Genomic DNA, 18,652 nt, shown 5'->3' with positions numbered 1-18,652 from the left:
TACAGACAGCTTTCGGTCAGCGACGTAGCAGATCGGTGAGCGACGTGACGACGATTGCAGCTCGACCAGTTCGGCATCATCCACCGCTGGCCGGCGCCGGCGGCGAGGTAATCCTGGGCCTGCCGCTGTCGGAGCGGCGGGCCCGGCTGGAGCGGTTGCTTGTCGACGCGCCGACGCAGCTCACTCTGACCCCGCAGACGACCGACACGCCGCAGGTCTCGGACTGGCTGGCGAACTGGACCGTCGCGGCCGGCATCGAGGGCGTGTTGTAGTTAGGGTTTGCGGTTGACCGTTTGACCGCTGGCTTTGCCACTGAGTTCCGCGGCCAGCGAGATCTTGCCGACCTCTATGTTGTGTGGAGCGGCGTCGCCGTCGGTTCCGAGGGCGTGCCGTGTCGGTCAACAGGACTTCCGTTCACTCATAGTGACGAGTCGCCCGTCGCTGAACGCGCGTTGTCAGCGGCATGAGCGCATGGCGACCGCTGTTCGGCGGCCGAAAAGCCCTGCAGCAAGGGTGGCTAACGTGATTCAGCCCGGAGGAGCAGGGCGCAAGGGCTCACCATTGAGCTCGGTTTCGCCGCCCAGGCTCCACCAGAGCAGGCCATCAACGGTCAGGTGCGGATGCCAGACGCCTACCCCGCCACCAGTCTCGAGGGCGTCGGCGACCGTCGTCAGGTATGCCTCGCGACGGCCAGGCGTCCGAGAAGTCCGCGGGGCTGCTGGTAGGCGCCCAGCCCACGCTGGCGAACCCGGGCCCGGGTCGCAAGTCGATGACTTGAAGACCGCAGTCGCCGTCCCCGAATGGAAGCCAACGTTCATGCCACCACGGCTCCGTCTCGGCACCGTGCTGAGCGAAACCATCGACGTCGGGTGCGATGTCCATACGCATCTGGCGATGCTCGACGATGCCCTTCACGGAGAGCGGAGTCGCTTCAGGGAGGATGTTCGCCCACTCTGTGAGGCCGTCGTGTCGGCGCAGCGACTCAGCCAGTTCCGCGGGAAACAGCAGGCCGAGTTCAGCTTCGGCAGCGGTGATGGATTCCTCGGCCGCTGGTCGGGCCAGCACATCGATGCTCGCTGGCGCGTGTCGTCGCAACCAGCCTTCAATCCGAACCCATGCCTTCGTCACTGCTGTCACTGGCGAAGAGTAGATGGCCCATTCGTCAGGCCGGCGACGCGTCGGATAGCGAACGCACGCACATCGGCGTGAGCGGACATCGCCCGACTGACAACCGGGGGACCATCGCTGACGCCTTCGGGTCCGCCGAAGAGGTCACCACAGGGGATGCGTTGGTCACCGCTTCGCGGGTGGGATCAGTGTCTCAGCCGATGAGAACAGCTACCGGTCCGGCACGGCGGAAATTCGCGACCGACATCGATGTAGAGCAGACCTGGCCCTGTGACGACCGACGACCCGCAATCCCGGATACACAAGCCATGCTGGGAGCAGCGAGCCCTGACCACTTCGACCGCTACTAGGAGGTCACGCCGCATCGCTCGACCGCATCACCGCACGCAGAGCCCTCGTCTCCGTCCCGCCCCGGTGAGCACTTCGGGCGCCGTGACCTCTTCGCCAACCTGCACCCAATCTGCTCCCAATTGCAAGGCCGGGCCAGCCAACGGCTCCTTACCGCTTTAACCTGCGCACACAACCCCGGCAGGCGACATAGAGCATCGCCGACTGCTCTGCAGAACCGGGGAACACTCCGCGGAAAACAGGACGCCGCACCGACTCTGATCTGCGGAAACGTGGAGCGACAGGCAGGGGTGGGTGCAGTTGAGCGCAGTTCGTTGCCGTTGGACACAGTTCAGGCCGTTCAGGGCACACGCTGCTGCCAGCCTGCTCCCCCCTATACCGGACCGCCGACCGATCGTGAACTGCCGGCCAGTGCCGTCGGTTCGGGCTGGCAGCCGTGGGCGACAATCCCAACGCGCTCTTAGGGGTGCGGGTCGATGCCTGTGTCTGTCTGGTCCGTGGGCCAGAGGCGCGCCTTGGGCGAGCCGACAGTCGGCCTTGGCAGGCTAGCGCCCGAGGTCGAATCGATCCCGAGGAGAGAACACGGGGCAATGCTGAGCTGGCTCCACACCGAGATGGCCGGCCTGGTGCCGATGAGACGATTTTTGCGATGCCGTGGTAAGCGCATTAGACGCCAAACGGCGGCCCGCTGAACCAGTCGGGCCGCCGCTCACAGAATGTGGATCAGATCGGGCGGATGTTCTCCGCCTGCGGGCCCTTCTGGCCCTGGGTGACGTCGAACTCCACCTTCTGATTCTCGTCGAGGCTGCGGAAGCCGCTCGCCGAGATCGCGGAGAAGTGGGCGAAGACGTCGGCGCCGCCGTCGTCCGGGCTGATGAAGCCGAAGCCCTTGTCGGCGTTGAACCACTTCACGGTACCTGTAGTCATGTCTGCTCCTCGCAGGCTGTCAGAGACCGCACTGTGCGGACCCCTACGCCGCCGCGTTGATCACCCGCGTCGAAACGACACGAAAAACGAAAAGCGCCTTGATGGGTTTCAGATAACCCATCAGGCGCCAGATAACGTCTACGGAAATCAAAACTGCAACTCGGTTACCGTAGCACATGATCCGTCGGCGATCCCATGGCAGTGCGTGGGCCTGGCCACTCGCCTGCTCGCCACGTTGGACAGACGGCACGTTGACCAGGTTCACGATCGGCAGGCTGAAGGTCGCGCCTCACCTTCCCTTGACCAATTCGTGCACCACCACCACGAAGTCCTCCAGCCCGTGGCCAACCAGACCCGCCGAACGGCTCCTGCGGCGACCGCGTGACGCAGCGCGGTCACCCGCGCAGCGGTGGCCGACGACAACGCCACTTCGTCAGCGCCACGAGAGGCGCTCCACTCGCCCACGCGGAACACCACCACCACTGGCGAGCGATCTCGCCATGGTCACCCTCCCAGCTCCGTGCCGCGCTGAGCGCGAGCGTCACTCACACCGACCCGGAGCTGTCACCGATGCACGCGGGTAAGACCAAAGAACCATGGCCCGAGCTGGCGCCGCTGCACGCGCTCGATAGCGGCGTTCCGCTCGGTGTCGTGTTGCACCAAGGCGTACGCACGGCACTGCACCGCAGACTCGCGCACGGGTACTACCTACCCGTGCGTGGCGCACTGGCCGGCAGCGGTCCGGTCCCCGTTTGCCGGTACGGCCAGCAGGACGCGTCATGGGTCGCCTACTACGACACGCTGCATCGACTTGGCCTTGCCGGGTACGGGCCGGACGAAGCCGAACACCTCAACGCGTGGGCCACCCTGGCCCGTTCCTGCGGCTGGTGGTGGCCGGGCGAGGACGTCTGCGTCGTGGTGGACCGGCCCCAGGAGATCCGAACCGAGCCGGTCCCCGCGACGGTGCACGAGCCGGTCCGATTGCGACCTCGCGGTGTGCACTACCGCAACGGCTGGCAATCCCTGCTGAAACTGTGAGCTGAGGCGATAGCCGGCCGGGTCGATGCTTCCCTCAGGCCCGGCCGGCACCGCCGTTCACCACTGCGACCGGCGCACTGTCGCGGAGATCGGTGCAGAAGCAGAGGCCTCCGCCCCGGGGAGAACCCGGGGCGGAGGCCTGCGACCCGCCTCGTCGTTAGGTGAAGTAGCGGAGCCAGACGTACAGCCAGGCGATCAGCGTGCTCAGGATCGTGACCACGATGCCGTACTTGGTGAACTGCCAGAACGAGATCCGGTGCCCGTTCCGCGCGGCGATACCGATGGCCACCACGTTGGCACTGGCCGCCACCGCGGTGCCGTTGCCGCCGAAGTCCGCGCCGAGGGCGAAGGCCCACCAGAGCGCCTGACCGGTCTGCGGATCTGGTGCTTCGGCGACCAGACCCTCCACCACTGGCGCCATCGTGGCCACGTACGGGATGTTGTCGAAGAAGGCGCCGAGCACCGCGGAGCCGAAGAGCAGGGACGTTGCCGCGGCGAAGAAGTTGTCACCCACCGCGTCGATCGCCCACTCGCCGATCGTGTCGATGACGCCGGTGTGCACCAGCCCCGCGACCATCACGAACAGGCCCATGAAGAAGACCAGCGTCGGCCACTCCACCTCCTCCAGCACCTCGGAGATGTTCATTTTCGAGACCAGCACCATCACCCCGGCGCCGATCAGGGCGACCACCGAAGGGTCGATGTGCAGCACGGAGTGCAGTCCGAAGCCGAGCACGACGAAGCCGAGGACGATCAGGCAGCGCACCAGCAGGCGTACGTCGGTGATGGCCCGCCGCTCCTGCAGCGCCATCACCGACTCGACGCGTTCCGGGTTGTAACGGAAGGACTTGCGGAACAGCACCCGGGTGAACAGGACGAACACGGCGAAGATCACGACGACGATCGGTGCCATGTGGACGAGGAAGTCGACGAACGTCAGCCCGGCCCGGCTGCCGATAATGATGTTGGGCGGGTCGCCGATCAGTGTGGCGGCACCGCCGATGTTGGAGGCCAGCACCTCGGCGATGAGGTACGGCTGCGCCGGGATGTGCAGCCGGTTGCAGACCACCACGGTGACCGGGGCGACCAGCATGATCGTGGTGACGTTGTCCAGGAACGGTGAGGCGACGGCCGTGATCAGCATCAGCAGCACCATCAGCCGGTACGGCTTGCCACGCGACTTCTTCGCCGCCCAGATCGCGAGGTAGTCGAAGAGTCCGGTCTGCTTGATGACCCCGACAATGATCATCATCCCGAGCAGCAGGAAGATGACGCGCCAGTCGATGCCCTCGTGCTCGGAGAAGAAGACCTCGGCACCCGGGATCAACCCGAAGACGGCCATCGCCGCGGCGGCGATCAGCACAACCTTGACCTTGTCCACCTTCTCGGTGGCGATGAAGAAGAACGCCACCACGAAGATGACGAGCGCGATGATGGCGCTCATCGGGCGGACCCCGGCGGTCCGGAACCGACGCCGGCCACGGCCCGATCGGCGATGTTTCTACAGAACGGGATGACGTCCGTGTGGGGCGATCGCCGGGCAGGCGTCACCGCAGGACCGTGGAACATGAAGGTACCTCCGGACGATGGCGTTCCGCGGCGCGGTACGCCGGGCGGATACGAGGTCAGCCGTGCGCGCACGCCGCAACGCGGGGCGCGCGGGTGGCGCAGGGCTCCCGGGCCTAGCGCGGTGCCGAGGGCTTGTCGGCGGCGGCCACCGCAGTGGGCCCGCCGGGTGGCGTCAGGCGCGCGACGCGCGACGGACGTGCGGCGCGCAGGGCAGCGCGGGTTGCCACGCGCGCGGCGGCGCGCCCGGTGGCGCGCGGGGCGCCACACAGCGCACCGGCCACGCGGTCATGGTGGTAGAGGTAGCGGGCACCCGTCAGGCGGGTGCTCCGGATCAGGCGTCCGGGTCCGGAACGGCCAGCCGGGCGAGCAGGCGGTCCAGAGTGATCGCCCCGACGAGTACGCCACCTCGGTCGACCACTGCCACCAGCGGGCTGCGCTGGCGGGCCATCAGGGCCGCCACCTCGAGCAGGGTCCCATCCAGGCCCACGATGATCGGCCGAGCCGCGTCGTGGACCAGGCAGTCGCCGACAGTGAGGACGCCCAGTTCCTCCCAGAACAGATCGGCGTGGGCCTCGTCGATGGCCCGGGCAAGCGCCGAATCCTCCTGGTACGTCCGGGGAACCGCCAGGCGGAGCACCTGGGTTCCGGGCAGCACCGCCCGGGGCCGCCCCCGGTCGTCGACGACGATCAGTCCAGGCAGCCTGTTGAGCGCCATCAGGCGCACGGCTTTCGCCACGGAGTCCCGGACGGTCACCGTCGGAACTGTCACGGCGATCTCTCGTGCTTGCATAACACCATTCCTTGGGACATGGCCCAGCCTCGGGCAACGCTCTCGGATCCGGCCACCGGCGGGCCGTGCTCAGGTGTTCCGCCGACTCGGGTACCAGCGAACCACGGAAACCGTCGCTGAGCCGACCATCCTCGCGTCGCAAGATCATGTGGAATCGCCGGCCAGCTCGGACAAGCGCCGCTCGATGGTGGCCAGCCGGTCGGCGACCGAGCGGCTGTGCAGGATCTCGGCGAGCTGATCGGCCTCGTCGTGTTCCATCGCGATGCGGTCGACCGGTACGTCCGGGTCGTCGGGACCGTAGATCAACAACACCCGCTGATCGACGTTGTCCACGAGCATGCCGAATCGCTGCCCGCCCCTGGTCCGGAAGTGGTGCACTACGCCGATGCCGGGGACCGTGGTGTGGGTGATCTGCACTGTGCCTCCGCTCGTGTAGGCGGCCGTCGGTCGGGAAAGAACGTCGGCCGGACGGGAGCCGGCTACCCGGCCGCGTCCGCTCGACGTCCCGGTTCCAAGCCTCCGGGCAGGGCAGACCCGCCACCATTGGGTCCAGCACCCATCTCCACCCGGGTGGAACGTGTAGGAACCGCTGGTGCGGGAGCAGATGTTCGAGACCTGATGAGTGGCGCGCCGGATGGACAAGACCGTCGTGTCACGTCGACGCTGGCCACATGACCAACACCGCCGTCCGGCGAGGGCGCCCGCCGCGCGGCCACCTTCCGCGCGGCCGACCGCCGACACATGCCCTGTTCCGCCGGCTGTTCGCGCTCAACGGCCTGGTCTTCACCGTCGGCACGCTCGTCCTCGCGCTCTCCCCCGCCACGGTCTCCTCGCCGGTGCTGCTCACCGAGGTACCCGTGCTGATCATCGGGCTCACGCTCATCCTCGCCGTGAACGCGCTGCTGCTGCGGACCAGCCTGGCGCCACTCGGCGTGCTCACCGCGCTGATGCAGCGGGTGGATCTGCTGCACTTCGATGACCGACTGCCCGACAGCAGCAACGGCGACCTCACCAATCTGATCGAGACCTTCAACGCGATGCTCGACCGACTGGAGGCCGAACGCAGCGCGAGCAGCGCCCACGCGCTCGCCGCTCAGGAAGGTGAGCGGCAGCGGATCGCGCGGGAGCTGCACGACGAGATCGGGCAGAGCCTGACGGTCGTGCTGCTCGGCCTGAAGCGGGCAATGGACCGAGCCCCGAAGGAGCTACGCGAGGAGTTGCAGGCCGTACAGGAGACCGTCCGATCCAGCCTCGACGAGGTGGGGCAGGTCGCCCGCCGCCTGCGACCCGACGTCCTGGAGGACCTCGGGCTGCACAGCGCTCTGAACGCCCTTGCCACAGAGTTTTCCCAGGTCAACGGAGTACCTGTGATGAGAAAGTCGGATCCGGACCTACCAGCCCTGAGCGCCGAGGTGGAACTGGTGATCTACCGGATCGCCCAGGAGAGCCTGACGAACGTCGCACGCCACGCGCACGCCACGAAGGTGGACCTGTCGCTGCGGGCCGAGGACGACACCGTGGTGCTCAGGGTCGCGGACAACGGGACCGGCGACATACGCCACGAGGGCGCCGGGATGCGCGGCATGCGGGAGCGGGCGTTGCTCATCGGCGCGCGTCTCACCCTCTCCACGCTTCCCCGTGGCGGCACCGAAGTACGCCTGATCGTTCCTATGATGGCCGAGGGGGGTTGAAGCGGTGACCGTTTCCACAACGAGGATTCTGCTGGCAGATGATCATGCGTTGGTCCGTCGAGGGCTGCGCCTGATCCTCGACGCCGAACCGGACCTGACCGTGGTCGCCGAGGCGGCCGACGGCGCCGAAGCGGTGGAGGCCGCCAAGGAGTCAGAGGTCGACCTGGCCATCCTCGACATCGCGATGCCCCGGATGACCGGGCTCCAGGCGGCCCGCGAGATCTCCCGGCGGGCACCGGGCATCCGGATCCTGATCCTGTCGATGCACGACAACGAGCAGTACTTCTTCGAGTCGCTCCGGGCCGGCGCCTCCGGCTACGTGCTCAAGTCGGTCGCCGACCGGGACCTGCTGGAGGCCTGTCGGGCGGCGATGCGCGGCGAGCCCTTCCTCTACCCGGGCGCGATCACCGCGCTCATCCGGGACTACCTGCACCGCGACCGGCAGGGAGAGCGGATCCCGGAAAGCATCCTGACCCCACGCGAGGAGGAGATCGTCAAGCTGATCGCCGAAGGCAACTCCGCGAAGGAGATCGCCGAGGCGCTGTTCATCAGCACAAAGACGGTCGATCGACACCGGGCCAACATCCTGCAGAAGCTCGGCATGCGCGACCGGCTCGACCTCACCCGGTACGCGATCCGGGCCGGCCTGGTCGAACCGTGAGCAGGGCGGTGGTGTGCACCGCCAGGCGCCGGATCGACCCGGCGATGTCCGTGCTGGCCGTCATCGACGCTTGCCCCTCAGCGAACGGGAGATCGACGGGCACGCGACAGGGTGGCTGAACGTGAACCCGGGAAGTGGTGGGCCAACATCGGTTACCGCGGCGCGGAAGGGCTCAGCGAGGAGCAGCAGTTCTACAACGGTGTGCCGGCCGAGACCGTCGCGGAGGCAGCGGCACATTGCCGGGACCAGGTCAGCGCGGAAGGAAACGAGCCGTGGCCCCTGGACGCCTGGCCAGACGTGCCGACGACGGTGCTCATCGCACGCGAGGACCGGTTCTTCCCGGCGGAGTTCCAGCGCCGGGTGCCCGCCGACCGACTCGGCGTCGCCCCGGACGAGATAGACGGCGGCCACTCGGTGGCGCTCAGCCACCCGAAGCAACTCGCCGACCGGCTAACCGCGTACCAGCTGCCCTGAAATCGGGACCACCACGGACCGAACCTTCGGGCACCTCAGAAGGACGAAGATGGTCGCACAATAGCGACCACTCGGCGGCATGTGCGATGCCTACGGCGAGGCAGAATTTGATCCCGGATATGTTCGTGCGATGAGTGACCGGTTACCGAGCGGTGGTATCCAGGTATCGTCGGGCGACCTTCCGGCACTCGAAGCCCGCTGGACGGGATGCTGGACGCCGCACGAAGTCGGACAACGCCTGGCCGGCATCTCCGTGCCTTGGTACGTGGCGGCGGGCTGGGCGCTGGACCTGTTCCGCGGTGAGCAGACCCGCGACCACCACGACATAGAGATTGCCGTACCCGCCGGGCGGTTCCCGTAAATTCGCGAGCGCTTCGCCGGGTTCACCTGCGATGCGGTCGGCGACGCCCGGATTTGGGAAGCGGCGACGCCGCAGGTGCTGATTGCCACTCGGCAAACGTGGCTGCGCGATCCGGCGACCGGACGCTACCTGCTTGATGTCTTCCGTGAGCCGCACGACGGCGACATGTGGATCTGCCGAAGAGACGAGACGATCAGGCTGCCCTACGCCGAGATCATCCGGCACACCGTGGACCGGATCCCCTACTTAATACCCGAGCTCGTTCTTCTCTTCAAGGCCAAGCACGTGCGCCCCAAGGACCAGGCCGACTTCGACGGCGTTCTCCCGCTGCTGACCCGTACCCAGCGCGAGACGCTGTCCAGGCTGTTGACGCGAATACATCCAGGACACACCTGGCTGGCGGCCTTGTCGACCCCGTCCGCAGCGAGCCACGGCACTGGTAGCCCGACGCCCCCGCACTGATCTCGGCACATCCGAACGCAGAGCTACGCGTCTTCGACAGGCAGGACCGCGACACGGGCATCACGGATGTCGCTGTCCGTTGAAGTAGCCGTTCGCGGCAGGAAGGTCACCCGCTGCAGGCGCCACTTGCGCCGGCAGCATCAGCCTCCAGGCCCACAATGCACCGCGCTGGCGTGAAGTTTTTGCCGCAGGACCGGTTGGGGCGAATCCTTCAGGTGCTCAACCGTTGGTGTCAGCTATCTCTTCGCGGAGGCGGCGCTGCTCGGCCTTGCTCAGCGAATTGCCGTCGGTGACATGCAGCGCCCACGGAGTCGGGCAAGGGCCCTCGTGGACGCTGTCCGGGCAGAGCGTCTCGACCAGACGGTCGGTCAAGGCATCGACCTCGCTGGCCGAAGCGATCACGGGAATGGTAATCCGCCATAGCTGGGCCTGGCCGTCATCGGTCTCGGGAGTGGTCATACGCGGTCATCTCCAAATGTCGCCGTGAGGCCGGCGCCGGCACGGCGTGCCGGCGCCGGCCTCACCTGCAAGCCCGGGTCAGTCTAGAAGAATGTGACCACGGCCCGCATCCGCACAAACTGCCATAGGTGCCCCGCCAGACCTGGTTGTAAAAGAATAGACCCCCGGACCATCGGTTCCAGCGCGCATCCAGTCTGGTGGGTTGCGCTGGTGAATGACGCGTGGCGTAAAGTCGCCGTCGAAGAATTGGCGGATCCGACTCTTCGTGCAGTCCACCGCCCGGCAGTGCTTTGTGCGTCAGCCACGTGGCGCTTGGCTGGACGCGTCCTTCTTGGCGCTTTTAACCGCGTCGCTCTCGGTCTGGTGACGACCGGGTGATTGCCGTTCACCGATCGATGGCGGCCGATGCCGGACGGCCACAGCCGGTGGCGCTACCTCAGCCGGTGGTAGACGATGCCTTCGAGGTCGTCGCGGTTGAAGGCGGCTGCGTTGGTGAGGTGGCCGTCGTATGGATCGACCTTGGTCGCCGCTCGGTCGGCTCGCAAAACGATCTGGAGTCCGTGTTCGGGCTCCCAGCGCAGTTGCATTCCACGATGACGTACACATGCTGGTCATGGAAGCTGTCGCGCTCGACGGCAACCAAGCGGGCTGCCAAGGCAGCCACCTGCGGCTATGACCATGCTGGCCTATCCAACGAGGACGGCAACATCGGGCCTACGCCCTAAGCAACCAGCGTCCCCGGTTGGCTGCTTCCTCAAGCTGGCCGGCCTACTCCCGGCCAGCCCACGTGGCGACGCAGGCCTCATTGCCCTCGACGTCGGCCAGGACCCACCACATCGGCGCGTGCGCGTCGGAGACCAATCGACCCCCTGCGGCCAGGGCAGCAGCGATGCGGGCTTCGGCTTGATCGTGCGGGACGGCGACATCGAGGTGCATGCGGTTGCGTCCTGGGCGCGCCGTGTTCATCTGCTGCAACCCGAAGCCCGGGCCGCGGCGCGCCGGGTCGGCCAGATAGTCATCGCCAATCTGGTCGTAGCCGAGCAGTGCCCGCCAGAACGGCAGCACCTCCGCGCCGACGAGTGCGTCGAGAGTGACGTTGATGAGTTGCACAGCGGTCGGATCGGCGGGGGTGTCCAATTCCTTCGCAGCAGCCGAGATCCGCTGGGCCAGCCCGATGTCTCGCCGCGACAGTGACACCGTGACGCCGGCATAGCGCAGGTCGATGTTGAGGTACTGCTGCTCGGCTCCGTCGGCGAGCCGGCCAATCTCATTGACGAGCGCGGCGCCCTTGGCCAGCGAACCGGTCCGGAAATGGGCCGAGACCACGTGGTAGAGGGAGCGCCAGTCCTCGACACCGTCAGCCGCGTGGAACTGCTTGGCCGTGGTCCGCACAGTCATGCCAGCGAACCTAACATCGACGGCGCGACGGACGCCCAAGCGAGCGAACGTCGGAACAGCAAACCCCAGCCGACCGGTTCACCGCCCAGCCCGTCGAGGAGCAGATCCCGCTGCGGTTGCCGCCAACGCTGAACACCGCCATCCCCGCACCCCGAAAGCCGCTGCTTGCGCCGGCACCTCCGTCAGCCGCCGGCCCGACGGGCACCGTCGCAGCAGCACCATTGGCAACCGGCGACGACGTCGGCTTGGCCGTGGAGGTCACCCGCCTCGTTCCTGCCTCGGGCAACCTCACCGTCTGCTGGCAACAGTTCTGGCTGAGCCCCACCCGCTCCGGGCTCCCGGTCACCCTGTGGGCCGACACCACAGTCGTTCACCTGCTCATCGGCGGCGTCCGACTCAAGACCGTGCCGTCTCGGCTCACCCCCGCCCACCTGCGGCAGCTCCTCGCCGACGACGGCCTACCCGCCGGACCGCCACCGATTACCACCAGTGCCGTCCAAGCCGGCGCCCCGATCGAGGTCGAACGGCTCGTCAACGCCACTGGCCTGATCAGCCTCGCCGGACGGCAACACCCCGTCGGCTACCACTTCGCGGGCAGGCGCGTTACCGTCCGACTCGACCGCAGCCTCGTGCAGATCACCGCCGACGGCATCCTCCTGCGCAGCCTGCCAACCCCCTAACACCAGCCGAAGTCGCCAGCATCCGCGACGCCCGCCGAGCAAGAGACCAGGGCGACTACATAGGTCCCGCGACCATTTCCAACTGGGTTTGCGCTGGTGGAGAGCAGGCAAGGGTGCCGGTGGCTGGGTGAGGCGAGGCTCCCGGTAAGACAAGCAATCGACCAAGAAAGATGCCCCCACCGGGAGCCTCGTTGCTGTCTTCCCCTCTTCGATCGCCCTGTCCAACCGCGCCCTTAACCACCTCGCCGACCTGATCCGCACCCACCGCCGCCAGCGCCGTTCGCACTGGCGTCGCCTCAACCCCGGCCAACAAGCGCTCCTCGCGTTGGCGCATCTGCGCAACGGTGACCCGTTCACCCGGCTGGCCGCCGGGTTCGGCGTCGGCACCGCGACCGCCTGGCGCTACGTCCGCGAAGCGATCGCCCTGCTCACCGCCGCAGCCGATGACCTGACTACGGCCATGACCCGGATCCGTCGGCTGGCCTACGCGATCCTCGACGGCACCGTGGTCCCGATCGACCGCGTCGCCGATCAGAAGCCGTACTACTCCGGAAAACATAAGCGGCACGGCGTCAACGTGCAGGTCATCGCCGACCCCGCCGGACGCCTGGGTCTGGGCCTCACCGGCCCTGCCCGGCGCCGTCCACGACATAGCGACCAGCGGTGTTCTGCCCGCAACCCGACAGGCTCGGTCGACCGGCATTGGCATAGATCAGTCGGTGACGTAGAGTATCGACAGGTTTCCATTTAGTCAACTATCGCTAGCACCGCAACCGGGTCAACCGGATGAGCGAGATGGCCGCGACATGGAAACCGGCAGACACAATCCTGGTTGCGAGGCAGCCCGAGGACACCGCTGCCTCTGCACGCAGTGCGGCGGCAGCCAACATGGCGTGCAGGGTTGGCTCGACCAGGTCGACCAGGACGATCTGATCCGTCACGGGGGACGAGAGCGTTCGAGAGCAAACTGGCCTGGACAGAGCATCGTCCGCGGCGCCTGGAGCAGACCCGCGGCAACCAGGAGATCACGACCGACCTCGCCCGCGTCGACGTCGCGGACTGGCTTGCCGCCCCGTCGCCGCCCGCGGGGCCTGAGAACGGCGAGCCGTACCCGACGCCAGCCGAGCAGGTGACAGCGCTTGCCGAGCAGATGACGCGCGGAGCCTGGCGGGAGATCGTCACGGAACTCGACCGTGCCGCTCCGGAGCTGTTCCTCTTGGCCGGCGCCGCCGACGGCGAGTTGGCCAAGGTGGTGTTCACCGAGGCGGACAGGCAGGCGCTCCACCTTCCCGGCTTGCCCCTGGTTGTTCTGCAGGCCGTCGCGGAAGCCGCCGACAAGATTGTTGACCAGACCCGGGCGGAGCACTACCACAAGCTACGCGACACTGAGCGACGGCGCATCGACGTCGAGATGGGCCGGGCCTGCTCCTAATACCGGCCATATCCAAAGCCAGACGCGAGCGGCCGGTACCGAGGCCACCCGCGAGGACGAGCGCTTCGCGGCATGAGCGAGCACCTGATCGAGCGAGCGTTCCCTCGGTCCCTCGGTCCCTCGGTCCCTCGGTCCCTCGGTGTGAGCCTGGCGTGCCTGAGAAGTTGTTCGACCACCCAGGCCTGCGGGTGCCCGGGAAGGCGACCACAGCGTGAGCCGGGATGTACTCAACGGCGCCACCGGCCAACTGTCGGAAAGTGCTGACCGCAGGCCCGGCACCCCACCGCCGTACGTGCTCCGGTCGACTGACCGCCGGCCACCGGCGCCCGTCTGTGACCGTGCGGACAGCCGGAAACGCGTTTCTCCGATTGGCGTTCGCTCCGTAGAATCTCCGGCGATCAAGGGGGATGAAACGGTGGGTGATTTCCAGCAGTTCGTGACGGATGTGCTTTCGCGTCTGTCCACGATGTCCAGGGGTGAGTTGTACGCCGTCGGCGACGGTCTCGACCGGGACTCACTCTGGCTCACCTTTCTCGATTCCTTCCCCGCCGGCACCAATCTGCGGTTCCGTGAGCGATCCGAGTACGACTGCTCGACCTGCCGTGGATTCATCAAGCACTTCGGCAACGTCGTCGAGATCCACGACGGGCGGGTCCGTACCGTCTGGTCCGGGGTGTCGGCCTCCGACCCGGTCTTCTCCGTCGTCGCCGCCGCTCTGGACGAGTTCGTTCTTTCGCTGCCGTTGTCCACCATCTTCCGGTCCACTCAGGCGCAGTACGGGACGAAGACCACCCGAACGCTGCGCGACGGCCAGGTCGAGGTGTGGCACCACCTGCACGGCCGGGTGGAGGAGCGGCATCGCATCGAGGACGTCGGCGCGGCACAGGGCAACTTTGACGCCGCGGTGCAGGTCTTCCAGCGTGGCCTGGCCGAGCTGGCCCGGCACGCTCTGGACACCGTCGTCGACCTCGTCGACGACAACGCCCTCTACCGCGGCGCGGAGCATCGCCGGGCGGTGACCGAGTTCCGCTCGCTGCAGAACCGGTGGGCCCAGGCGACCGACCGACGTGCCTTCGTCTTTGCCAACGCCATGAACCCGGCGGCCAGGTTCCGCAACACGGTGATCGGCACCCTCGTGCAGGATCTCTCCGCGGGCGTCGACCTGGAGCAGGCGGTCCGGTCGTTCGAGGCGAAGATGGCGCCGCAGAATTACCAGCGCCCGACGGCGTTGATCACCCCGGGCATGGTCAAGGCCGCCATGAGGACCATTGCCGAGCTGGGTATCGAGGAGTCGTTGCAGCGACGGTTCGCCCGGTTGTCCGACGTGTCGGTCACCAACGTGCTGTGGGTCGACAACGACACCCAGGCACGGATGAGGGACGGCATCGAAGGGCTGCTCATGCAGGCGGCCACCACCCGGTCGTCAGGTGCGCTCCTTCGCGACGCCAAGCCGGAGGAGATTCCCGTGGTCTCCTTCATGAAGGACATCCTGCCCGGCGCCGCCACCATCGACCTGTGGGTCGCCAACACCTACGAGCCGCACCTCGTCAGCCTCACCACCGGCCGGCGTCCGGCTGCTCCGGGGTTGTTCAAGTGGGACAACGATTTCGGCTGGTCGTACGGCGGCAACGTGACCGACTCGATCAGGGAGAAGGTCAAGCGGGCCGGCGGCAACGTCACCGGCAAGCTGCGGGTAAGCCTGTCCTGGTTCAACCACGACGACCTAGACCTGCACGTGTACGAACCCAACGGCGACCACATCTGGTACCAGGAGAAGCGTAACAAGCTGGACGTCGACATGAACGCCAGCGGGACGCTCTCCCGCGAGCCGGTGGAGAACGTCACCTGGACCGACCGTGTCCCCGACGGTGAGTACCGGATCGAGGTGAACCAGTACCGCAAGCGGGACAGCACCCAGGTCGGCTTTATGATCGAGACCGAGAGCAACGGGAAGATCGAGCATTACAGCCACGAGCGCGCGGTCGGCCACAAGGAGACCGTCGAGGTGGGCCGGATGACGGTTGCCGGCGGGGTGATCACCGCTTTCCGGCCGGGTAAGGACGTGCAGCCGGGCAGTGCGGGCAAGGAGTTGTGGGGCATCACCACCGAACAGTTCGTACCGGTGTCCACCATCATGTACTCGCCGAACTACTTTGACGACAATGAGGTCGGCAACCGGCACTACTTCTTCATCCTGAAGGGGTGCGTGAACGACCAGCCGACGCGGGGGATCTACAACGAGTTCCTCCGCAGCGACCTGCAACCGCACCGCAAGGTGTTCGAGGTTCTCGGCGACCGCACCAAGTGCGAGCCGTCTCCGGATCAGCTTTCCGGCCTCGGCTTCAGCTCCACGGTCCGCAGCTCTGTGGTCGCCAAGGTGACCATGACCGGCGGCCGGCGCCGCCTCATCAGCATCCAGTTCTGATTGCCTACCCAGATATTCCAGAGAGGCTACCGTGACCATTTTCGAAAAGGCCACACGGGAGAAGTTCCGCTATCCGTCGGCCAAGGGACTGCTGACCACGGAACAGCTGTGGGAGCTTCCGCTGACCGCCATGTCCGGCTTCAGCCTTGATGATGTGGCCAAGGCGGTCAACGCCGAGCTCAAGGCCGTCGACACCGAGTCGTTCGTGGCCACCGAGGCCAATCCGGCTAAGGCAACCTTGGAGACCAAGCTGGAGGTCGTCAAACACGTCATCGCCGTCCGCCTCACGGAGGACCAGGCGGCGAAGGCGGCGGCGGCCAAGAAGCTGGAAAAGGAGAAGCTGCTGGCGGTCCTGGGCCGCAAGCAGGACGCGGTCCTGGAAAACCTGACCGAGGCAGACCTACTGGCCCGAATCAACAACCTGTAGCCCGCCGACAATCAGTGTCTGCCAGCGGGCCCGCACATCGCCGAGAAGTACGGTCGCCATGCAAGACCTGTGCGGCCAGGCCGGCGCTCACGGCCACTTCTCGGCGAACTCACATCGGTACAACAGCGACCGCGACGCCCTCTCATCGGCATGACAGCGCACGGCGCCAGGCGCTACCAACGCGCGACAGCGGCAGATGAGGACAGTGCAGAGCGAGCGCTCCACCAGCTAGAGGGCGGAGATGGACGTGGGAGCTCGTTCTTGCCGAGCTAGCTGTACTGCCCAGGGACGTTGGTCAACCTGGTGATGGGTGGTTGGCCTTTGGTGGCGGTGTGGGGTCGGTGGTGGTTGTAGTGGTGGAGCCAGGCGGGTAGGGCTGCTCGGCGAGCGTGTTCTGAGCTGTAGAAACGTCGTTTCGCCCAGCCGTCGGTCATGGTGCGGTGGAAGCGTTCGACCTTGCCCGGTGGGGACTACCGCCGCTCAACGAGCACATCGCCATCTTCCTCACCGCCACCGCGCCATCGTTCGGGCCGGTGCACCACCGGGTCGTGAAGGTGCACTCCGCGGACTGCCACAAGAAGACGGCTGCACCTGCCGGGCCTCCGTCTGCCACCCCTTCGGCCGCACCTGCCCCCACGGTGTCGAGCTGCGCTGCGGCCAACGCCACAAGACCGCAGAGCCGAACCTCGGACAGCCGCTGTGCCTGGACTGCTACGACCACACCGGCCAAGTCATCTGGAACCACGAAGCACCCGAACTGTGGCGCCGCACCATCCAACAAGCCGACCGGGAGCTACGCCGCCTTGGCCGCACCCACGGCGTGGACCTGCGCCGCCGCTACATCAAGGTCTACGAATTCCAGGTACGCGGCGTCATTCACTACCACGCCCTTATCCGCCTCGACGGCTACAACCCCGACTGCCCTGAGGCGATCGTCCCGCCGCCCCCGGTGGTAACCCGGGACATGTTCGAGCAAGCCGTCCGGGCCGCGTTCGTCAAGACCGCCTACACGTCGGCCTCGCACCCGGCCAACGGCGGGCAGGGCTGGCACATCGCGTGGGGCGACAAGGGCCTGGACCTCAAGCACGTCAACGCACCCGGTCACGAGGTCAACCTCGCCCAGATCACCGGCTACATCGCCAAGTACGTCACCAAGAGCACCGAAGTGACCGGCCTGAGCCTGCGCCGCGTCGACGACCTCTCCGTCCAGATCCACGGCGACCCGGCAACACACCTCGGCCGGCTCATCCGCGCGTGCTGGGACATCGGGGAGCACCCCGACTACGCGAGGCTTCGCCGCTGGGCGCACCAGTTCGGCTACGGCGGACACATCGCCACCAAGAGCCGCGCCGTCTCCGTCACCCTCGGCTTCCTCCGCATTCAGCGCACCATCTGGCGGCGCACCGAAGGCCACCCCCACACCTGGGACGACGAGCAAACCGAGCGCGTCATCTACGAACTCGGCTACCAAGCCACCGGCTGGATCACCACCGGCGACGCCCTACTCGCCAACACCGCCGCCGCCATGGCCCGCGCACAACACCTCGCCGGCATCGACGCCCTGGCCGACGAACTCACCGCCGCTCGCGCGGTCCAACCCCTGGCCGCTTGACACGTACGTGTCAACGCCCGTGAAGCCGTTCCTTGACAACTCCACAGCGCACCAACCACGGGTCCGGGGCCGGTTGAGTCAGGTCAGGCCACATCTGGAGCCGCAATACGGGCAGTACGCACGTTTTGCGTTCGAAACAATCCCGGAATCGCACTTCGCACAGTGACCGTGTTCCCACAAGCCTTGGTCAATTCCAAGGCCACCGTTGTAGTAGTCGCGGTCAGGCCAGGCGACCAACTCCACCTCAAGACCTGGCTCGTCCTCATAGTCGGTCGCTTCAGCCAGGACCAACGCCGTTCGAATGCCGTATTGGTCCTCGGTGTACTGCGGCAGGACACGGCGTAAGACATCAACGAGCTCGTGCACCGGTAACGCCACGAGTTGCTCGGCGATGTGGGCTCGATCTTCATCCGTGGTCACGCGACGCACCTTACGCGCGACTCCACCGGCCCCTCCAGCTGCGGTCGAGCCGCCTTCCGACGCCGCACCCCCTATTAGCCAAGGCGTCGCCGAGAACCGCGTCTACATCACCATCACCCATAAGGAGGCACCACATGGATAGATACCAGGTTCAGATTGTTCCGAAATGGCATTCCCCGGCCGAGGTTGCCGCCATCCTCGGCTACGGCCTGTCCAAGGTGAAGGTGAAGATCGCCACCGGGGAGCTGCGTTCCGTCAAGGACGGCAAGTACCGCCGCGTTCTGCCCGAGTGGATCGATGAATACATCCAAGCCCAGATCGATCGGCAGGACGCGGCCTGATGTCCGGTA

General features: G+C 66.7%; 22 protein-coding genes and 3 pseudogenes. 15 read left to right on the top strand and 10 right to left on the bottom strand.

All coding sequences use genetic code 11. The annotated features are described in order from the left end of the window. Positions 1-44: 44 nt before the first annotated feature. Positions 45-272, top strand: a complete 228-nt coding sequence (locus ABZT18_RS24190; protein WP_354997523.1) for a hypothetical protein — start codon at positions 45-47, stop codon at positions 270-272. Positions 273-603: 331 nt separating this feature from the next. On the opposite strand, the gene ABZT18_RS24185 is transcribed toward ABZT18_RS24190, so the two are convergent. The 3 genes from ABZT18_RS24185 to ABZT18_RS24175 all read right to left on the bottom strand — a co-directional run bounded on the left by ABZT18_RS24185 (position 604) and on the right by ABZT18_RS24175 (position 2,668). Beyond that, positions 604-1,065: an SMI1/KNR4 family protein gene (locus ABZT18_RS24185; protein ID WP_354997577.1), complete on the bottom strand. Its 462-nt coding sequence runs from the start codon at positions 1,063-1,065 to the stop codon at positions 604-606. A 1,134-nt stretch (positions 1,066-2,199) separates the two neighbouring features. After that, on the bottom strand, positions 2,200-2,403 hold the full coding sequence (locus ABZT18_RS24180; protein ID WP_354997522.1) for a cold-shock protein: 204 nt from the start codon (positions 2,401-2,403) through the stop codon (positions 2,200-2,202). A 43-nt stretch (positions 2,404-2,446) separates the two neighbouring features. Next, on the bottom strand, positions 2,447-2,668 hold the full coding sequence (locus tag ABZT18_RS24175; protein ID WP_354997521.1) for a hypothetical protein: 222 nt from the start codon (positions 2,666-2,668) through the stop codon (positions 2,447-2,449). A gap of 305 nt (positions 2,669-2,973) precedes the next feature. Here ABZT18_RS24175 and ABZT18_RS24170 point away from each other — a divergent pair, with 305 nt between their 5' ends. Then, positions 2,974-3,441 (top strand): DUF6745 domain-containing protein, encoded by a 468-nt coding sequence (locus ABZT18_RS24170; RefSeq protein WP_354997520.1) that lies wholly within the window; start codon positions 2,974-2,976, stop codon positions 3,439-3,441. A 157-nt stretch (positions 3,442-3,598) separates the two neighbouring features. On the opposite strand, the gene ABZT18_RS24165 is transcribed toward ABZT18_RS24170, so the two are convergent. The 3 genes from ABZT18_RS24165 to ABZT18_RS24155 form a co-directional block, all read right to left on the bottom strand. Then, positions 3,599-4,885, bottom strand: coding sequence for an ArsB/NhaD family transporter (locus ABZT18_RS24165; protein WP_354997519.1), 1,287 nt, complete (start codon positions 4,883-4,885; stop codon positions 3,599-3,601). Positions 4,886-5,341: 456 nt separating this feature from the next. Beyond that, entirely contained in the window at positions 5,342-5,800 is a 459-nt protein-coding gene (locus ABZT18_RS24160) for a CBS domain-containing protein (protein ID WP_354997518.1), read from the bottom strand. A 144-nt stretch (positions 5,801-5,944) separates the two neighbouring features. Continuing rightward, complete coding sequence (locus ABZT18_RS24155) at positions 5,945-6,217, bottom strand: hypothetical protein (protein WP_354997517.1); 273 nt, start codon at positions 6,215-6,217, stop codon at positions 5,945-5,947. A gap of 254 nt (positions 6,218-6,471) precedes the next feature. On the opposite strand from ABZT18_RS24155, the gene ABZT18_RS24150 reads away from it, so the two are divergent. The 5 genes and pseudogenes from ABZT18_RS24150 (at position 6,472) to ABZT18_RS24130 (ending at position 9,449) form a co-directional block, all read left to right on the top strand. After that, positions 6,472-7,491, top strand: coding sequence for a sensor histidine kinase (locus ABZT18_RS24150; RefSeq protein ID WP_354997516.1), 1,020 nt, complete (start codon positions 6,472-6,474; stop codon positions 7,489-7,491). Positions 7,492-7,495: 4 nt separating this feature from the next. Continuing rightward, complete coding sequence (locus ABZT18_RS24145; protein ID WP_354997515.1) at positions 7,496-8,152, top strand: response regulator transcription factor; 657 nt, start codon at positions 7,496-7,498, stop codon at positions 8,150-8,152. A 93-nt stretch (positions 8,153-8,245) separates the two neighbouring features. After that, positions 8,246-8,626: pseudogene (locus ABZT18_RS24140) on the top strand (alpha/beta hydrolase); the annotation flags it as partial. 79 nt (positions 8,627-8,705) lie between these two features. Continuing rightward, positions 8,706-8,987 carry a hypothetical protein gene (locus ABZT18_RS24135; protein WP_354997514.1) on the top strand — a complete coding sequence of 94 codons (282 nt, stop codon included), beginning with the start codon at positions 8,706-8,708 and terminating at the stop codon, positions 8,985-8,987. Positions 8,988-9,062: 75 nt separating this feature from the next. After that, positions 9,063-9,449: a hypothetical protein gene (locus ABZT18_RS24130; protein ID WP_354997513.1), complete on the top strand. Its 387-nt coding sequence runs from the start codon at positions 9,063-9,065 to the stop codon at positions 9,447-9,449. A gap of 219 nt (positions 9,450-9,668) precedes the next feature. Here the strand turns inward: ABZT18_RS24130 and ABZT18_RS24125 are convergent, their stop codons facing one another. After that, the gene (locus ABZT18_RS24125; RefSeq protein ID WP_354997512.1) at positions 9,669-9,908 is read right to left on the bottom strand and encodes a hypothetical protein; all 240 of its coding nucleotides are present in this window, start codon (positions 9,906-9,908) and stop codon (positions 9,669-9,671) included. Positions 9,909-10,282: 374 nt separating this feature from the next. Here ABZT18_RS24125 and ABZT18_RS24120 point away from each other — a divergent pair, with 374 nt between their 5' ends. After that, positions 10,283-10,633, top strand: a complete 351-nt coding sequence (locus tag ABZT18_RS24120) for a hypothetical protein (RefSeq protein ID WP_354997511.1) — start codon at positions 10,283-10,285, stop codon at positions 10,631-10,633. Between the two features lie 43 nt (positions 10,634-10,676). On the opposite strand, the gene ABZT18_RS24115 is transcribed toward ABZT18_RS24120, so the two are convergent. Further along, the gene (locus tag ABZT18_RS24115) at positions 10,677-11,306 is read right to left on the bottom strand and encodes a VOC family protein (protein ID WP_354997510.1); all 630 of its coding nucleotides are present in this window, start codon (positions 11,304-11,306) and stop codon (positions 10,677-10,679) included. 221 nt (positions 11,307-11,527) lie between these two features. Between ABZT18_RS24115 and ABZT18_RS24110 the strand changes: the two genes are divergently transcribed. The 5 genes and pseudogenes from ABZT18_RS24110 to ABZT18_RS24090 all read left to right on the top strand — a co-directional run bounded on the left by ABZT18_RS24110 (position 11,528) and on the right by ABZT18_RS24090 (position 16,270). Then, positions 11,528-11,986, top strand: a complete 459-nt coding sequence (locus tag ABZT18_RS24110; RefSeq protein WP_354997509.1) for a hypothetical protein — start codon at positions 11,528-11,530, stop codon at positions 11,984-11,986. Positions 11,987-12,197: 211 nt separating this feature from the next. Further along, positions 12,198-12,639, top strand: a pseudogene (locus tag ABZT18_RS24105) (transposase family protein); the annotation flags it as partial. A 497-nt stretch (positions 12,640-13,136) separates the two neighbouring features. Continuing rightward, positions 13,137-13,418: a hypothetical protein gene (locus tag ABZT18_RS24100; protein ID WP_354997508.1), complete on the top strand. Its 282-nt coding sequence runs from the start codon at positions 13,137-13,139 to the stop codon at positions 13,416-13,418. A gap of 415 nt (positions 13,419-13,833) precedes the next feature. Continuing rightward, positions 13,834-15,843 (top strand): hypothetical protein, encoded by a 2,010-nt coding sequence (locus ABZT18_RS24095; RefSeq protein WP_354997507.1) that lies wholly within the window; start codon positions 13,834-13,836, stop codon positions 15,841-15,843. A 31-nt stretch (positions 15,844-15,874) separates the two neighbouring features. Beyond that, a complete protein-coding gene (locus ABZT18_RS24090; protein ID WP_354997506.1) occupies positions 15,875-16,270 on the top strand; it encodes a hypothetical protein in 396 nt (131 codons plus the stop codon). A 269-nt stretch (positions 16,271-16,539) separates the two neighbouring features. Here the strand turns inward: ABZT18_RS24090 and ABZT18_RS24085 are convergent. Further along, a pseudogene (locus ABZT18_RS24085) lies at positions 16,540-16,731 on the bottom strand (integrase core domain-containing protein); the annotation flags it as partial. A 2-nt stretch (positions 16,732-16,733) separates the two neighbouring features. Here ABZT18_RS24085 and ABZT18_RS24080 point away from each other — a divergent pair. Continuing rightward, positions 16,734-17,882 (top strand): replication initiator, encoded by a 1,149-nt coding sequence (locus ABZT18_RS24080; RefSeq protein ID WP_354997691.1) that lies wholly within the window; start codon positions 16,734-16,736, stop codon positions 17,880-17,882. A gap of 78 nt (positions 17,883-17,960) precedes the next feature. Here ABZT18_RS24080 and ABZT18_RS24075 read toward each other — a convergent pair whose 3' ends face one another. Continuing rightward, positions 17,961-18,302, bottom strand: coding sequence for a hypothetical protein (locus ABZT18_RS24075; protein ID WP_354997690.1), 342 nt, complete (start codon positions 18,300-18,302; stop codon positions 17,961-17,963). A gap of 134 nt (positions 18,303-18,436) precedes the next feature. On the opposite strand from ABZT18_RS24075, the gene ABZT18_RS24070 reads away from it, so the two are divergent. Next, a complete protein-coding gene (locus tag ABZT18_RS24070) occupies positions 18,437-18,643 on the top strand; it encodes a helix-turn-helix domain-containing protein (RefSeq protein ID WP_354997689.1) in 207 nt (68 codons plus the stop codon). The last annotated feature ends 9 nt before the right edge of the window (positions 18,644-18,652 follow it).

The organism is Micromonospora sp. NPDC005291 (genome assembly GCF_040607415.1).
Lineage (GTDB): Bacteria > Actinomycetota > Actinomycetes > Mycobacteriales > Micromonosporaceae > Micromonospora.
This window is presented reverse-complemented; position numbering and strand designations above follow the sequence as displayed.

Bases quoted from the DNA above. Each gene is read 5' to 3' on its own strand.
- ABZT18_RS24165 (WP_354997519.1), bottom strand. From the start codon at position 4,885: ATGAGCGCCATCATCGCGCTCGTCATCTTCGTGGTGGCGTTCTTCTTC.
- ABZT18_RS24125 (WP_354997512.1), bottom strand. From the start codon at position 9,908: ATGACCACTCCCGAGACCGATGACGGCCAGGCCCAGCTATGGCGGATT.
- ABZT18_RS24135 (WP_354997514.1), top strand. From the start codon at position 8,706: ATGTGCGATGCCTACGGCGAGGCAGAATTTGATCCCGGATATGTTCGT.
- ABZT18_RS24180 (WP_354997522.1), bottom strand. From the start codon at position 2,403: ATGACTACAGGTACCGTGAAGTGGTTCAACGCCGACAAGGGCTTCGGC.
- ABZT18_RS24150 (WP_354997516.1), top strand. From the start codon at position 6,472: ATGACCAACACCGCCGTCCGGCGAGGGCGCCCGCCGCGCGGCCACCTT.
- ABZT18_RS24170 (WP_354997520.1), top strand. From the start codon at position 2,974: ATGCACGCGGGTAAGACCAAAGAACCATGGCCCGAGCTGGCGCCGCTG.
- ABZT18_RS24115 (WP_354997510.1), bottom strand. From the start codon at position 11,306: ATGACTGTGCGGACCACGGCCAAGCAGTTCCACGCGGCTGACGGTGTC.
- ABZT18_RS24100 (WP_354997508.1), top strand. From the start codon at position 13,137: ATGACGCGCGGAGCCTGGCGGGAGATCGTCACGGAACTCGACCGTGCC.
- ABZT18_RS24070 (WP_354997689.1), top strand. From the start codon at position 18,437: ATGGATAGATACCAGGTTCAGATTGTTCCGAAATGGCATTCCCCGGCC.
- ABZT18_RS24160 (WP_354997518.1), bottom strand. From the start codon at position 5,800: ATGCAAGCACGAGAGATCGCCGTGACAGTTCCGACGGTGACCGTCCGG.